This window comes from Nonomuraea marmarensis, assembly GCF_043197025.1.
GTDB lineage: Bacteria > Actinomycetota > Actinomycetes > Streptosporangiales > Streptosporangiaceae > Nonomuraea > Nonomuraea marmarensis.
On the sequence record NZ_JBICRM010000025.1, the window covers coordinates 38659 to 53046 of the forward strand.

Genomic DNA, 14388 nt, shown 5'->3' on the forward strand with positions numbered 1-14388 from the left:
GCCTGCGCATCAGACAGTCTCATCGCTGTGGCTGGTGGTACTCGGAGCACCTTCGCCGGGCGCTGGTCCGGTGGCCGGGGCGACGGGCTCCAGCCAGCCGAGCCGCTCGGCGAGTCGTCGGGCGCTGTCGATGACGGTGGCGATGTGGGGCGAGGGGTTGGCGTCGTGCCACAGCAGTGACCAGGGGTAGTGCGTAGCAGGTTCGGTCAGGGGCCGCCAGGTGGTGCCGGGGCGGTTGGAGGTGCGGAAGGAGGAGGGCACCCAGTGCACGCAGCGGTGCTGGAGTACGAGGTCGGCGGCGGCGCGGGAGCTCTCGACAGTGCCCTCGTAGATGGTGGGCGCGAATCCGGCCGCGCGGCACAGCGCGATGACGAACCGGTTGAGCTCCGGAGTCTGTGCTTCTTCGCCGAGTAGCAGGGGTTCGTCGGCGAGGGCGGCGACGGGTACGTCGTCGAGGGCGGCGAGGCGGTGGTCGTCGGGCACCAGTACGCCGAGCGGATCGAGTCTGATGAGCTTGGAGCTCACCTCGGCCGGGGCCTGGGAGGCGTGTCCGATGGCGATGTCCAGGCGGCCGTCGGCCAGCTGCCGATACTGCTCGGGGGTGCCCGCTTCGACCTGGTGGATCGTAATATCGGGATGGCTGCGTTGAAGTTCACGCAGGATCTGCGGCATCGAGTCGTAACCGGCATCGATGATGCCGGCACGCAGGGTGGGCGCCGAGGCGACGGCGTTGCGTGCGGCCTGCCCGGCTCGGCCCACGTGGTCGAGAATCTGACGCGCCTCGATGAGGAAAGCCGCACCCGCCGGGGTCAGATCGACGTGGTGGGTGCTGCGATCCAGCAGTCGCACCCCCAGCTCACGCTCCAGCCGCTGGATCTGCTGACTCAGCGCGGACTGCACGATGTGCTCACGGGCCGCCGCCCGGCCGAAATGCAACTCTTCGGCCAGCGTCACGAAATAGCGCAGCTGACGTAACTCCATGCCCGCCACCCCTCCCTCAACCCGGGCGGCGCCGATCCGAACCGTCTCCCCCACTCTATGTGCCTCGTGGAGGTGTGGGCCCGTGGAGGAGGCTTGGCGCTACTCGCGGGGACTGGAGTGTCCGGCAAGCGATCTTCGCGTTCATGCCGGGGCAGTCCAGGAGCTCTCCATCGGTCCTGCGAAGTAGTCGCGTTGGCCTGCGGCGATCAGCACTGTCGATCACGGTCTGGAGCCGCCGATCTGCCGGAGGGGGATCAGTGCTTGGGGGCGTCCTTGGCCTTCCTACCGGACCGCTCCAGATTGCCCACGACCCGATCGGTCTTGCCCGCAACCGGGTGACGCTGGGTGGCGGCGGCGCGGCCAAGGCGCTGCCTGACCCAGCCCTTGAGGGCCTGTACCTTGTTGTCGATCTCCCATCGCACAGTCATCGCGATTTCCTTTCGCCGCTCAGCTCGGTCATCGGCCCAGAGGCGGACCTCGTTGATCCGTCTCCGCCATCAGCCATGACCTCGGGCTGGCGGACATGCGCCGCGGTCAGGCGGCTTGGAGCTCCAGTGTGGTCCCTGGCCTACGACTCGGAAACGAGCAATCACCGTTCCGGTTATCACTGGAATCGATGAGCCGGCGAAGAACTGCACCGCCGAGTCCACACCGGCGACCAGTCCCAATCCGACGCCGAAGGCGACCGCCAGGGTGAGATAGACGCCCACCCACACGCCGGCCCGCAGAGGGCTAGGGCGACGGCCTCGCCCGGCCAGGAGGTCGATGACGATCACCACAACTACCGCCGCACCGGTGAGCAGCCACTCCGGCAGCGACACTGAAAGGGCATCGGTCAGTCTCCGGACGGGGCGCGGGCTTGTGATGGCGGGCCGGCGCGGCGGCGCTGGATGCGCTCGTGGTCGGGCCAGTGCACGTCGCTCGCCCAGCCGAGCCGTTCGAACAGGCGGATCACGGCGGCGGACGGGTCGATCTGTCCGCGATCGAGGCCGTGACGGGCGCAGGTGGGATCACTGTGGTGACCGTTGTGCCAGCTCTCGCCGAACGACAGCAGGGCCAGCGGCCACACGTTGGTCGAGCGGTCGTGGCGGCGGGTCTTGAACGGCCTGCTGCCGATCACGTGACATAGGGAGTTGACGCTCCAGGTGACGTGCTGCAGCAGCGCGACGCGGATCAGCCCGGCCCACAGGAAGGCGGTCAGGCCGCCGTACAGGGTGCCGGTGATCGCCCAGCCGGCCACGAACGGCAGCGACAGCGACAGCCCGCACAGCACGGGGAAAGCGCGTGCGACGCGCGTCATAGCCGGATCGGCCAGCAGGTCCGGGGCGTAGCGCTCGGCCGGGGTCCGGTCGTCGGCGAACATCCAGCCCAGGTGGGCGTGGGCAAGCCCCCGAAGCTGCCCGCGCAGACCGGTGCCGTACCGGTAGGGAGAGTGCGGATCGCCCGGCCGGTCGGTGAACGCGTGATGGCGGCGATGCACCGCCACCCAGTCGATCACGTTGCCCTGGAACCCCATCGACCCGGCGACCGCCAGAGCCACACGCAGCCACGGCCGCGCGGTGAAGGAGCCATGGGTGAGCAGCCGATGGAACCCGACCGTCACCCCCAGCCCGGTCACCACATACAAGCCCGCCCCCAGCAGCAGATCCGTCAACGCGACCCCCTGCCCCCACGACAGGAAGATCGCGACTCCGAACGCGATGAACGGCAGCACGACGATCGCCGCCGTCAGCCCCACCTGAGCTCCGCCAACCGGCGCGTGTTCTGCTGCCTCGGGGAACGGCGATGCGCCATCGTAGTACTGCCGATCCTTCACCGGCTGCTCAGAAACAGTCATGAAGTAACTTTCGTCTCGTCTATACGGTCCGCCGGTGCGCGTAGCACCAGCGCCATGTCGACCTTGGTTCCAGGGTGGCGACCACCGGGTGGTCGGTCTCCTGGTAGTGGGCGCAGGCGTGACCGCCGCGCGAATCGTCGGAACAGGCCACCCACCCGCAGGTCAGGCACACCAGCAACCGTGTCCAGGTCCGGCCGAGGCCCAGACATTCCTTGCATTCGGGTAACCCGGGCTCCACCATCGGGAGGTGGTCGACGTGATCGCAGCGCGGGGCCTGACCGTTCAGGCCTGCGCGGGCGGTCACGTTCGTTCCTTGTGCGTCCAGGGTCATGACGACCCCCTCACGGTGACAGCGACGCAAGCTGCGCCGACTGATCACCAACAGTCAAGGTGATCGGCGAGCCGGCGGAAACACGCAATCCCAGCTAGCCTCATCAGCTGCGGTGATAGCGAGCCTTGCGGAGTGCCGATTAATCATCCGGCCAGGTCAAGCCGCATGTCGGTACCCCTTCATGACACCACCGAGTCGATCATGTCGGCGGATGTCGAGCGGTGAATCCCGGGCTGGAGCATCGCTGGGATCAAGGAAGAGGTCGAAGCGGAGCTGCTTGCCGGAGAGCCCGATGCGGCCGGTGTTCGTTATAGAACGTCTCGAATTCACGAAGGACGTGGAGGCGGTGGTGCTGATTCCAGATCAAGGTCCGGTCCAGCAGCTCGCGCCTCCATCCACGCACCGCCCGATCCACCCACGACGGCCGCGGCCTCGCCACCTGCCGACGCAACACTGCAAGCTGATGACGCAGAACCAGAATCTCCACCTCCTTCGACCTCTGCGAGCGGCCCAGGAGCACCAGCCAACCCGCGAGACGGACGAAGATCAGATAGAGCAGACGCAACGCCATAACAGCGATCATGCTCAACCAGAACACAAGCAGCCAACCGCAGGTCAACCCCCTCGCCGAGTTTCTGGCACACACACGCTGCGCGCCACCCTTGAGCTGCGAGCCTCCGCGGCCCGGTGGGGCAGGCCGCGCAGGCCAGCGGGCTTACCCCCACGCGGGGCGTCCTGCTCACCTCCGCGGGCTGGTGGCCTGCGAGCTGGTGACCTGGGTTGGCTCGAGGAGGGGCTGGCTGGGTTGGTCAACCTCAGCGTGGGTGCGTACATGCAGGTGCCCGTCGAGCGGATACATGGGCGGTGCCGCGGGCAGGACTACGTCGAGCTCGTAGCGGCTTTTCTGCGCCACGCGGCACGACGCCGGGTTGTCCACTTGGTGCAGTAGTTCAAGGCGTTCCAGCCCGTCAGCACCGAAGGTGTCGAAGGCCCATTGGGTTACAGCCTCCAATGCCCCGGCGGCGACACCCCGTCCTCGGGCGTGCGCCACCGTCCAGTAGCCGACCTCGGCGGACGGTTTCCCCGGTGCGACATCCCTGAGGACAATATTGCCCACCACCTGGCGGAAGGCCGGCCTGGGGTGCGCGTCGAGGATGGCGAAGCTGAACCGCTTCCCCGTCGCCCAGCCTCGCTGCTGGGCCCGTACCCACCGCAGCCCCTCGGCCTCGGTTTCCACCCGTGAACTCGTCCAGCGACGTAGAACAGGATCTCGATACGCCGCAACGACCGCGGCCACGTCCTCCACACCCCACGGGCGAAGCACAAGTGCGGGTCTGGCCGGCATCGCGGCGGTATTGAGCATCACGGAAGCTTTCACCGGGTGATGATATGCAGGATCACCGGGTGCTTTCCTCGTCGTCAACAGACACTGCCTGCCAGCGTGGCAGCGGCAGGCAAGTCGAGGGAAGATCCAGATATCGGACCAACCGGGCCAACTGCTGCACCGGTATGGCCGTTCCCGGCGCTGTCGCCAGCGGACGAAGGCCGGGTGGGTGTCAGCGCGGGGAATGTCATCGGCATCGCTGGTGTCCACCAGCCTCGACGACACCCACGCGTTGATCGAGCTGATCAACCTGCAGTTGGCCGGGCCTGCTCGCCATTTAAGACGCTGCCGCGTCCTGGCATCTAGACAGGTTCGGCACCGCCGCGGATGTCCTCGCCCAGCCCGTGCGCGATCCTGGAGGTCACCGACGACGGCCTCGGCATCGACCCGGCGAAGCGGGAGATCGCGTTCCAGCGGTTCACCCGGCTGGATCCCTCGCGCAGCGGGGACACCGGAGGCACCGGGCCGGGCCTTGCGATCGCCCGGCAGATCGCCGAGGCGAGCGGCAGGTCCCTGCAGCTCGAGGACAGCTCCTAGGGGGCGCGATTCGTCCTCCGCCCGCCGCTGATCACGCGCAGGTAGCCGGCACCCGGACCCGATCCGGTGCTCTGATCAGGCACCCGGCGGCGGGATTCGTCAACCGTCGGAATCGAGGGCGTGCGTTTGCGACTAACGACCAGTGCTCCACAGAACGGTCGTTTTGTACCGTTCGCCGCATGATATACCTTTTATCCGCATCATTGGCGGAACACGCATGAGCCCGGTACGTCGCAGGACAGCACTCGGCGTGGGACTGCTCGCCGCGTCACTGCTCGTATCGCAGGGTCAGACCACGTCCGCCGCGGCCGACAGCCGGCCCGGCATCGTAGTGGAGAACGGTGTCACGCAACCGGTGTTCGGCTACGCCGACGCGATCCGCGAACACGTCTGGGTGGACGCCCCCTTCGACAGCGACCATGACGGGGTCATGGACCAGATCTCGGTGGACATCATGCGTCCACGGGCCACCGAACGGGGCCTGAAGGTACCGGTCATCATGGACGCCAGCCCGTACTACTCCACACTCGGCCGGGGCAACGAGTCCGAGCTCAAGCAGGACACCGACGGCGACGGCCTGCTCGACAAGTGGCCGCTGTTCTACGACAACTACTTCGTGCCCCGTGGATACGCCGTCGTTCTGCTGGACATGGTGGGCACCCACAACTCCACCGGCTGCCCGACCACCAACGGCACGCCCGACAACCTGTCCGCCAAGGTGGCCATCGACTGGCTGAACGGCCGGGGCACCGCGCGGGACGCCGACGGTCACGTGGTCGCCTCCCCCGGTTGGCACAACGGCAAGACCGGGATGATCGGCAAGTCCTACGACGGCAACCTGGCGCTCGCGACGGCGGTGACCGGGGTCAGGGGCCTCAGCACGATCGTCGACATCGCCGGCCCGTCGAGCTACTACGACTACACCCGCAAGAACGGCGTCGTGACCCGCTCCAACCACTACGTGGCGAGCATCGCGAACACCGTGACCGACCCCGACCGGCGCGAGCACTGCGCTCCGGTGCGGGACGAGATCAGCGCGGCGGACGGCGACGCCACCGGCGACTACTCGGCGTTCTGGGAGGAGCGCAACTACGTCAAGGACGCCGCGAAGGTGCGGGCCAGCGTCTTCATGGTGCACGGCCTGAACGACGACAACGTACGGCCCGATCACTTCAGCCAGTTCTGGACCGAGCTCGCCAAGCACAACGTGCCGCGCAAGCTGCTGCTCTCGCAGGAAGGGCACGTCGACCCGTTCGACTTCCGCCGCACGGCATGGGTGGACACGTTGCACCGGTGGTTCGACAACTGGCTGCAGGGCGTGCCCAACGAGATCATGAAGGAGCCCCGGGTCGACATCGAGCGGGCGCCGGACGTCTTCGAGTCCTACCGCGACTGGCCGGTCCCCGGCGCGAAGGAGACCAGCCTGTGGTTCCAGCCCGGTGAGGTCGCCGGCGGCCCCACCGGCCTGTCGGTGAAGCACGCCAAGGGACACCCGGCCGACCTGACCTTCCAGGACAACCCCAGCCAGACCGAGACCCAGATGGTCAGCGACACCTCCAACGTCGGTCCGAACCGGCTGGTGTTCCTCTCCGAGCCGCTCACCGCGCCGCTGCACGTCTCCGGAACCCCGGTTGTACGGCTGAACGCGTCGGCGGACCAGACCGACACCAACCTCGGCGCCGTCCTGGTCGACTACGGCCCGCAGACCCGGGTCAGCTGGGAGACCTCCGGTGAGGGCATCAAGACGCTGACCACCGAGGACTGCTGGGGCGAGAGCAGCCCGAGCGACGACGCCTGCTACAAGCAGACGGCGAAGAACATCGTGACCGGCGACCGGGAGCGGGTCAGCAAAGGCGTCATGGACGCGCTCAACCGGAACTCGCTCACCACTCCGGAGCCGCTCGTCCCGGGTGAGAAGTACGACTTCAGCCTGCCGTTGCTGCCGGTCGACCACGTGTTCGCGCCGGGCCACCGGCTCGGCCTGATCGTGGTCGGCAGCTACCGCAGCTACTCCAGCGTCGCGGACCCGACCCGGGCGAACATCAGCGTGACGACCAAGATCAGCAACTTCCAGTTGCCGCTTGTCGGCGGTCACCAGGCCGCGAGCCGGGCCGGTCTCTGACCAGCCCTGCCGAATCACTCCCGAGATTCCCAACGTCCCGGCCGGTGGTGCTCCACCGGCCGGGACGGCCTTTTCCGGCCCCCAACCGGCCCGAGCCCGTACCGGGCCCGTACTGGCCTTTTGCTGGTAGCTGGCCAGCACGGCCGCCATGGCGTCCCAGCCAGGATGGTTGACTCTCCGGCCGGACCGGACATCGGCCAGCAGGGCGTCGAACCCCTCCCACGGCGTCTCCAGGGACGGGAGCTTGTCAGGCGGCGAGACCGCCGTATCAAGGACGGCGACCGCGTTGTTCAGGTCGCGCTCGTACACGTGGAGTGAGTCGACGTGGTGGTGGTAGTCGCCCAGCTCGGCACCCAGCCAGCCGGCCATCAGCTCGTGCAGGCCGTACGGCCGCCGCGCCGGGCCTTGGACAAGGCGGCCGCCGCGCGCCTGTGGGCCGAAGCCGAGCGCCTGACCGGCGTGTCGGTTCCCGCTATCTCACGTCCGTCTACCGCCAGATCGGGCTGTACCAACAGACTCCAGGATCTTGACCGCGGTCGTGACGCCGTCCTCGGCACGGATGCGCTGCCCGAGCGACTGCGCGCGTTCGGCCAGGGCGCGGTCGGTGACCGCCAGCTTGATCGCGGCGGCCAGCCCGTCCGGCGTCAGTCGACGCTGCGGCTGGGGCGGGACCGCGACCCCCGCAGCGTGCATGCGGGCGGCCCAGAACGGCTGGTCGCCGACGAACGGGCACACCACCTGAGGGCGCCCGGCGACCAGCGCCGCGCCCGTGGTGCCGCCGCCACCGTGGTGCACGATGGCGGCCATCCGCGGGAACAGCCAGTCGTGCGGCGCCTGGTCCAGCAGCAGCACGTTGCCGGGCAGGTCATCGACCTGAATGCCGCCCCAGCCGGAGACCAACACGGCCCGTACTCCGGCCCGGCTGACCGCCTCGCGCACGACGTGGCCGACGCGTCGCGGATCGGTACCGGCCATACTGCCGAACCCGATGTAGACCGGCGGCTCTCCATCCTCCAGGAAGGCGCTCAGCTCCGCGGGCGGCGTCCACCCCTCGGCTGCGGGCAGGTACCAGAACCCGGTCGTGTGCACCCACGACGGGTAGTCCAGCCCCGCGGGCAGGACGAGCCTGCTGAACCCGTGCAACATGGTGACCGGCCCGCCGTCCGAGGCCCGCAGGACATCGTGCCGCCCGCGCCGCCTGGGCAGGTGCAGAGTGTCGCGCCGCAGTTCGTCGGCGACCCCGGCGGCGGCGCTACGCAGCAACAGCTTGGTCGGCAGGTACGTCGCCCGGTTGAACGCCTGCGGCGCCTTGAGCCCCATCATCATCGGGTTGGGAAACGCACCGGTCGGCACCCACACCGGCTGCAGTCCGGCGGGCACGGCGGGCACGCCCAGGCGTTCGGCGATGTGGTGGGCGGGAATGCCGGGCGGGTGCACCACGACATCCGCCCCGCCCTCGGCCGCCGCCGCCATGTCGGCCATCACCCGGGCCATCAGCGGCTTGGTCCGCCGCATCACATCCAGCGCGACCTTCTTGCCGCGCAGCCCCCGGTAGTTGTTCTCGATCGCCTCGCGAATCTCGGAGTCGTCGATGAGCTTGTTCGGGCCGTCGTCCAGGGGAAAGTACGTCAGTCCGTACGGCTGCGCCACGGAGGCCGAGCCAGCCGGGGCGCCCAGCACCACCTCGTGCCCGGCCAGGCGCAAGGCGAGAGCCAGCGCCGCATACGGTTGCACGTCACCGCGGGTGCCGTGGGTGAGGATGAGCACTTTCATCGAGGTTCCTTGTTGTCGAGCCGCGCCAGCACGCGCTGTTCGGCGGCCGGGTCGAGCCAGGTGTCCGGGGCTGGGGCGTCGGGCCGCGGCGGCGGATCTCCTTCTGCCTGCAGCCAGGCCCAGGTGTCGGCGAGCGTCTGCCGCAGCGGGCGGCAGGTCAGGCCGGCGGCGAGCGCGGCGGTGACGTCGGCGTCGTGTATGCCGGTGGGCGCCGGATCGTGCGGGTAGCGGAGCCCGAACTCCATCCCCAGCGCGAAACCCTCCTCCTCCAGCACCTCCGGAGGAGCCCACACGAGTTCGGCGTCGAAGCCGGTCACCTCCAGGATGGTCTCCAGCAGCTCGCCGATCGTGGTCGCGCCGGGCCGTCCGGTCGCGGTGAAGGTGCCCCCGACGCCGTTCTCGGCGGCCGTCAGCATCCACGCGGCCAAATCCATCGCGTCGATGTACTGCAGCGGCGTGTCGGCCGGGCCCGGGGCGAGCACCCGGCCGCCCTTCTCCAGGCGGCGCAGCCACCAGGGGATGCGGCCGACGTCCTCGTACGGGCCGAGGATCATCCCGGCCCTGGCCAGCAGCGCGCGTTCGGCGAACACCTCGGTGACCGCCAGCTCGCCGCCCCTCTTGGCGGCGGCGTAGTCGGCACCGTCCTCGCTGCCGGGGTCGCCGTCCACCAGCGGGGCGTGCTCGTCCGCGCCGGGTGGCCAGGGCCAGCGGTGGACGCCGCGGCTGGAGATGTACCCGTAGTGCCCGGCCCGGCCGGCGAGCAGCCGGGCGCTGTCGTGAACCACGCGCGGCGCCCAGGCCCAGGTGTCGACGACGGCGTCCCACTCCCCCGGCCCCAGGGCGGCGCTGACCTCCGCGGTGTCGGTCCTGTCGGCGATCAGCGCTTGGACGCCGGGCGCCGGTGGGCGGCTCAGGCCACGGTTGAGCGTGGCCACGTCGTCGCCGCGGTCGAGCGCGGACTCCACGAGGGCGCGGCCGACGTGGTGGGTGCCGCCGAGGACGAGCAGTTTCATGACGCTCCTGAAGTGGTGGGCAGCCAGAGAGCCGAGGGCTGGTCGGCGTCGTGGAAGATCTCGTGGTTGGACTGGCGCAAAGTGTGGGCAGTGGCCACGGGTTCGCCGGTGCCCGGGTTGCGGCCGAAGCGGGGGTGGGCGCCGCTGGCGACCTGTAGCCGGATACGGTGACCGCGCCCGAAGCGGTGGGCGATCGGCCACAACTCGATGTCCGCGATCCGGATGTCGCCGGGGTCGCTCAGCCGGACGATGCCGTCGCAGAGGTTGGTCGAACGGCTCCGCGGCGACACCTCGCACAATCGCGCGAAATAGTCGACCTGCGGGACCGACGACCGCGTATGCAGGCGGACCCGGACCGGGCCGATCACCTCGACGTCCGCCGGCAATGGATCGCTGGTGAAGGTGAGGACGTCCGGCCTGACCTCGACGCGGCGGTTGTCCTTCCGCCCGGCGGACAGGCCCACCGCGGTGCCGCCGACCGTGGGGGTCGGGTCGCCGGGATCGTAGCGGTAGCGGCTGGGCGGCGCGCCGGCGGCGGCGGGTGCGGTGCTGAGTCCTCCGTCCGGGTGCAGGTGCCAGGCGGTCGGCTGGTGCGGCGGTGGCCAGTCCGGCAGGTCCGTCCACCGATCGGCCCCGGTGACGAACAGCCGCACCCCTGACGGGGCCTGCTTGCCGAGCAGGGCGGCGTCCAGCGCGGCCAGCGCGTCGTGCATGCCCTGCCGGGTGTAGAGCCCCTTGCCGTGCCCCCATGGCCCGACCAGCAGGCGGACCTGGCGTCCCGCCGCCCGCAAGGCTGCGTGGTCGGCCAGCATGCCGGGCAGGAAGAAATCGTCCCAGCCGCCCTGCAGGTGCACCGCGGGCGGCATCCGGGTGACGTTCGCCCGGTGGTCCATGGACGCCCAGTACTCCTCGTCCGGGCCGTGCGCGATCCACTCGCGGAACCAGGGCACCCGGTGCCCGGTCAGGGCCAGATCGGCCTCGTTCAGCGGGAGCGTCAGCGTGGCGCGGCGCAGCCTGCGGGCGGCGGTGGACATGGCGAGAAGCTGGCGGGTGGTGGAGTAACCGCCGGTGAACATCCGGTCCACGAGCTGAACCCAGCCGAGCGCGTTGCCCAGAGCGAAGGCGCCGCCCGGGTACATGAAGCCATGCGCGAACTCCGAGGGCGCGTCCTGGATGACGGCGATCTTCCACTCGGGAACGTCCCGGGCGGCCAGCTCCCACTGCGTGCAGCCAAGGTAGCTGGCTCCCCAGGTGGCCAGCTCGCCACCGAACCACGGCTGCCGGCGTAGCCAGGTGAGCGTGCCGTCGGCGTCGGCGGGGTCGATGGTGAACCCGTCGAAACGACCGCCCGACCCGGCCGTGCCGCGCACGCTCTGATACAGCACTTGGTAACCGCGTTCGGCCAGGAGCGCGGGCATGCGGTCGAGCGCGTTGCCCCGGCCGTACGGGCTGCGCAAAAGGATGAGCGGCGCTCGCTCCACATCGGCAGGGAAGTGGCGGTCGGCCAGCAGTTGTACGCCGTCTGCGGCCGGGATCACGATGTCGCGCTGCACACGCACCGGATGCCTGAGCTCGGGACGCACGCCGAACAGGCGACTGAGGAAGGTCATCGGGCTCAACTCCTGGGTCGGTGACGCTGCTCGCCGACCAGGCTTCCCGGCACACCATCGCCCTCCCAGCGGAGACCGATACGCTCAATATAGCGAAGTTTCAGAAATTTCTGAAGCCTCCCGTTGTTGGATATCCTGCCTCCTGGAGGTGGCGTGTGAACGACAGGCAAGAGCAGTGGCAGGCCGCGGAACAACTGGCCCTGGTGCTGACCGAGGGCGGGCTGCAGCGCATGTCCGCACGGACGCTGGCGATGTTCCTGTTCACCGACCAGGAAACGGTCACCATGGGCGACATCGCCGACCGGCTCGGCGTCAGCGCCGGCTCGGTCTCCGGTGCGGTCAAATCGCTGCTGTCAGTCGGCCTGATCGAACGCCTGCCCGCCCCCGGCAGCCGCCGCGAGCACTACCGCATGCGCGACGACGCCTGGGCCACCCTGTTCACCAGCCAGAACACGGTCATCCAGATCATGCTGCAGGCGGCCAGAAAGGGAATAGCCGCCACAGCTCCCGGCGACCCCGCCCATCAACGGCTGATCCAGATGCACGACTTCTACCAGTTCATGCTCGGCGAGATCCCTGCCCTGCTCGACCGCTGGCAACAGCAGCGCCTGCCACGCCCCGACTGACCAGCGCCCGCGGCGGCGGTCGCCTTCCCTCGAGCCAACCGGCACGTCAGGCGCACTTACGGACTTTGGGGTTTCCCACTCCCTGAATTTCAGTTAATAATGAAGCAGCCAGCGACTTACAGATACACCGAAAGGGCGTGCCGGTGGCCGAAGCGAGCCGGGAAGAGCTGCTGATCTGGGTCGAACGGATCGCGAAATACTGCGCGGACCAGGACAACCTCCCGCTGATCGCCGGCCGGATCCTCGGCTGGCTGGTCGTCTGCGAATCGCCGGAGCAGTCGGCGGACCAGATCGGTGCGGCCATCGGGGCCAGCCGCGCGTCGCTGTCCACCAACCTGCGACTGCTCGACTCCGTCGGCTTCCTGACCCAGATCACCAAGCCGGGCAACAGGACGGTGTTCTACCGGCTCGACGACGAGGCCTGGGAACGCGTCGTACGGCGGCAGATCGCCTCCATGACAGTGCTCGGCGAGATCATGAACGACGGCATCCGCTTGGTGGGCGAGGACCCCGGCCGCGGAGCCAGGATGCGGGCCGCGCGTGACGTCTTCTCCTGGATGGAGCAGGTGTTCGCCGAAGGTCCGCCACCACCGTCCGCCCGCCGCACCGCAAAGGAGGCGCAGCGATGGTGAAACGCCGGCCCGCGGCACAGACCGCGCTGGGCCCGATGGTGATCGCCGCAGTCGAACAGTTCCTGCCGCACGGTCAGCGGCTGGTCGACGACGACCTTGCGGTCCGCTTCCTGCCGCCCAGCGCGCGGCTCATGGTACGGGCGTGCAGGTGGCGGCCCCTGCGGCAGCTGATGATCAGCGCGTCGGAAACCCGGGCGGCCGGCATCTGGGGCAGTATCTTGTGCCGCAAACGCTATGCCGACGACCGGGTATCGGAGGCGCTGGCGGCGGGGATCGGGCAGGTCGTGGTGCTCGGTGCCGGACTGGACACACGGGCATGCCGGCTGGTCGCCCCGGCGGGCGGCCGGGCGTACGAGCTCGACCTGCCGGAGAACATCACCGACAAACAGCAGCGGCTCAAGGAGGTCTTCGACGGCGTGCCGGAAGGCATGACCTTGATCCCCGTCGACTTCGAACACGACGATCTCGCCCAGGCCCTGGCGACGCGCGGCTTCGAGGCCGATCGGCCGGCCATGTTCGTATGGGAGGCGGTGACCCAATACCTGACCGAGGACGCCGTCCGCCGGACCCTCACCTTCCTGGCCAAGGCCGCCCCCGGCAGCCGCCTGATCTTCACCTACGTCCGGCAGGACTTCCTCGACGGAACCAACTTCTACGGCGCCCCCAGCGCCCACCGCGACTTCGTGGTCAAGGACCGGATCTGGCACTTCGGCCTGGCCCCCGAGGCCGTCGGCGGCCTGCTGGCCGAGTACGGCTGGGCCGAACGCGGCCAGGTCGGCCCCGACGAATACCGCACCCGATACCTCCAGGGTCGCGACATCTCCCCCTCCGAGATCGAACGCTTCGTCTACGCGGAAAGACCGTGATCCGCCCACTGACCGCCATGCCGCGTCCCTCCTCGCCACCCTGGCCCTGATCATCGCCCCAGCCGCCGCGACCGGGCACGGTCTGACGGCGCGGACCGAATCCGGCCTGGTGAAGAGTGTGCGGACCGATGGCGTGGACAACTCTCTCGGCATCCCCTACGCCCGGCCACCGCTCGGCGAGCGCTGCGTATGCCGACCCGCAGCGGCCGGTCAGGGAACGTGTCGCTCAGTAGGTCGATCACGGCGTCGGTCGTGGTGGTCTTCCGGTCGGTCGCGGTAGATGGCGAGCCGCCGGCCGATATCCTCGCGGTGGCCGTGCCGCGCACCTCGACGTACTGGAGCGGATCGGCCGCGTCGAACACGGTCAGGCTCACCCGAGGCTCGCGGCGCAGATTGGCCACCTTGCGCCTGGGCGACCTCCGACGCAGCACCGCCACTCCATGCCGCGGGCTCGACGGCATCGGCGCCGAACTATGCGTCCGCATCGGAGTGTCCAAAGAGACGCTCTACCCGGCACGTGGAGGCCATGCTGGAGACCCGCAGCGAAGGTGTGACCAGATGGCTGGCCGCGGCCACCGCGGCAGCAGGGGACAACCCCGCCGACCAACTCACCGCGGTATTCGACGCCCTTCACGACCCGGTCTTCCGCCGCTGCGCGATGCTCGTGTCCAGATGC

The 14388-nt window shown here is 69.3% G+C and carries 14 protein-coding genes; 5 read left to right on the plus strand and 9 right to left on the minus strand.

The genetic code is table 11. The features are described 5' to 3' along the window. Positions 1–9: 9 nt before the first annotated feature. The 6 genes from ACFLIM_RS32995 to ACFLIM_RS33020 all read right to left on the minus strand — a co-directional run bounded on the left by ACFLIM_RS32995 (position 10) and on the right by ACFLIM_RS33020 (position 4527). Complete coding sequence (locus tag ACFLIM_RS32995) at positions 10–981, minus strand: LysR family transcriptional regulator (protein ID WP_393172197.1); 972 nt, start codon at positions 979–981, stop codon at positions 10–12. Between the two features lie 254 nt (positions 982–1235). Then, positions 1236–1409 (minus strand): hypothetical protein, encoded by a 174-nt coding sequence (locus ACFLIM_RS33000; protein ID WP_393172199.1) that lies wholly within the window; start codon positions 1407–1409, stop codon positions 1236–1238. A 407-nt stretch (positions 1410–1816) separates the two neighbouring features. After that, complete coding sequence (locus ACFLIM_RS33005; protein ID WP_393172200.1) at positions 1817–2818, minus strand: acyl-CoA desaturase; 1002 nt, start codon at positions 2816–2818, stop codon at positions 1817–1819. A 19-nt stretch (positions 2819–2837) separates the two neighbouring features. Then, the gene (locus tag ACFLIM_RS33010) at positions 2838–3122 is read right to left on the minus strand and encodes a UBP-type zinc finger domain-containing protein (protein WP_393172202.1); all 285 of its coding nucleotides are present in this window, start codon (positions 3120–3122) and stop codon (positions 2838–2840) included. Between the two features lie 277 nt (positions 3123–3399). Further along, positions 3400–3720, minus strand: a complete 321-nt coding sequence (locus ACFLIM_RS33015) for an integrase core domain-containing protein (RefSeq protein ID WP_393172204.1) — start codon at positions 3718–3720, stop codon at positions 3400–3402. Positions 3721–3888: 168 nt separating this feature from the next. Continuing rightward, complete coding sequence (locus ACFLIM_RS33020; RefSeq protein ID WP_393172206.1) at positions 3889–4527, minus strand: GNAT family N-acetyltransferase; 639 nt, start codon at positions 4525–4527, stop codon at positions 3889–3891. Between the two features lie 333 nt (positions 4528–4860). Here ACFLIM_RS33020 and ACFLIM_RS33025 point away from each other — a divergent pair, with 333 nt between their 5' ends. Then, positions 4861–5070: an ATP-binding protein gene (locus ACFLIM_RS33025; protein ID WP_393172208.1), complete on the plus strand. Its 210-nt coding sequence runs from the start codon at positions 4861–4863 to the stop codon at positions 5068–5070. Between the two features lie 217 nt (positions 5071–5287). Continuing rightward, entirely contained in the window at positions 5288–7192 is a 1905-nt protein-coding gene (locus tag ACFLIM_RS33030) for a CocE/NonD family hydrolase (RefSeq protein ID WP_393172210.1), read from the plus strand. Positions 7193–7669: 477 nt separating this feature from the next. Here the strand turns inward: ACFLIM_RS33030 and ACFLIM_RS33035 are convergent, their stop codons facing one another. Genes ACFLIM_RS33035 through ACFLIM_RS33045 form a run of 3 tightly spaced genes read right to left on the minus strand, consistent with a single transcriptional unit; the run spans position 7670 to position 11588 of the window. Continuing rightward, complete coding sequence (locus ACFLIM_RS33035) at positions 7670–8965, minus strand: glycosyltransferase (protein ID WP_393172212.1); 1296 nt, start codon at positions 8963–8965, stop codon at positions 7670–7672. After that, positions 8962–9978, minus strand: coding sequence for an NAD-dependent epimerase/dehydratase family protein (locus tag ACFLIM_RS33040; RefSeq protein ID WP_393172214.1), 1017 nt, complete (start codon positions 9976–9978; stop codon positions 8962–8964). The genes ACFLIM_RS33035 and ACFLIM_RS33040 overlap by 4 nt, the downstream gene beginning before the upstream one ends. After that, positions 9975–11588 (minus strand): CocE/NonD family hydrolase, encoded by a 1614-nt coding sequence (locus ACFLIM_RS33045; RefSeq protein WP_393172216.1) that lies wholly within the window; start codon positions 11586–11588, stop codon positions 9975–9977. Before ACFLIM_RS33045 ends, ACFLIM_RS33040 begins: the two co-directional genes overlap by 4 nt. Before the next feature lie 155 nt (positions 11589–11743). Between ACFLIM_RS33045 and ACFLIM_RS33050 the strand changes: the two genes are divergently transcribed. The 3 genes from ACFLIM_RS33050 (at position 11744) to ACFLIM_RS33060 (ending at position 13712) form a co-directional block, all read left to right on the plus strand. After that, complete coding sequence (locus ACFLIM_RS33050) at positions 11744–12214, plus strand: GbsR/MarR family transcriptional regulator (protein WP_393172218.1); 471 nt, start codon at positions 11744–11746, stop codon at positions 12212–12214. A gap of 137 nt (positions 12215–12351) precedes the next feature. Next, positions 12352–12846, plus strand: a complete 495-nt coding sequence (locus ACFLIM_RS33055) for a GbsR/MarR family transcriptional regulator (protein WP_393172220.1) — start codon at positions 12352–12354, stop codon at positions 12844–12846. After that, positions 12840–13712, plus strand: coding sequence for a class I SAM-dependent methyltransferase (locus tag ACFLIM_RS33060; RefSeq protein WP_393172221.1), 873 nt, complete (start codon positions 12840–12842; stop codon positions 13710–13712). Before ACFLIM_RS33055 ends, ACFLIM_RS33060 begins: the two co-directional genes overlap by 7 nt. The last annotated feature ends 676 nt before the right edge of the window (positions 13713–14388 follow it).

Excerpts from the sequence above, each read along its gene's own strand:
- ACFLIM_RS33040 (WP_393172214.1), bottom strand. The coding sequence starts at position 9,978 with ATGAAACTGCTCGTCCTCGGCGGCACCCACCACGTCGGCCGCGCCCTC.
- ACFLIM_RS33035 (WP_393172212.1), bottom strand. The coding sequence starts at position 8,965 with ATGAAAGTGCTCATCCTCACCCACGGCACCCGCGGTGACGTGCAACCG.
- ACFLIM_RS33045 (WP_393172216.1), bottom strand. The coding sequence starts at position 11,588 with ATGACCTTCCTCAGTCGCCTGTTCGGCGTGCGTCCCGAGCTCAGGCAT.
- ACFLIM_RS33000 (WP_393172199.1), bottom strand. The coding sequence starts at position 1,409 with ATGACTGTGCGATGGGAGATCGACAACAAGGTACAGGCCCTCAAGGGC.
- ACFLIM_RS33025 (WP_393172208.1), top strand. The coding sequence starts at position 4,861 with ATGTCCTCGCCCAGCCCGTGCGCGATCCTGGAGGTCACCGACGACGGC.
- ACFLIM_RS33060 (WP_393172221.1), top strand. The coding sequence starts at position 12,840 with ATGGTGAAACGCCGGCCCGCGGCACAGACCGCGCTGGGCCCGATGGTG.
- ACFLIM_RS33015 (WP_393172204.1), bottom strand. The coding sequence starts at position 3,720 with ATGGCGTTGCGTCTGCTCTATCTGATCTTCGTCCGTCTCGCGGGTTGG.
- ACFLIM_RS33005 (WP_393172200.1), bottom strand. The coding sequence starts at position 2,818 with ATGACTGTTTCTGAGCAGCCGGTGAAGGATCGGCAGTACTACGATGGC.
- ACFLIM_RS32995 (WP_393172197.1), bottom strand. The coding sequence starts at position 981 with ATGGAGTTACGTCAGCTGCGCTATTTCGTGACGCTGGCCGAAGAGTTG.
- ACFLIM_RS33030 (WP_393172210.1), top strand. The coding sequence starts at position 5,288 with ATGAGCCCGGTACGTCGCAGGACAGCACTCGGCGTGGGACTGCTCGCC.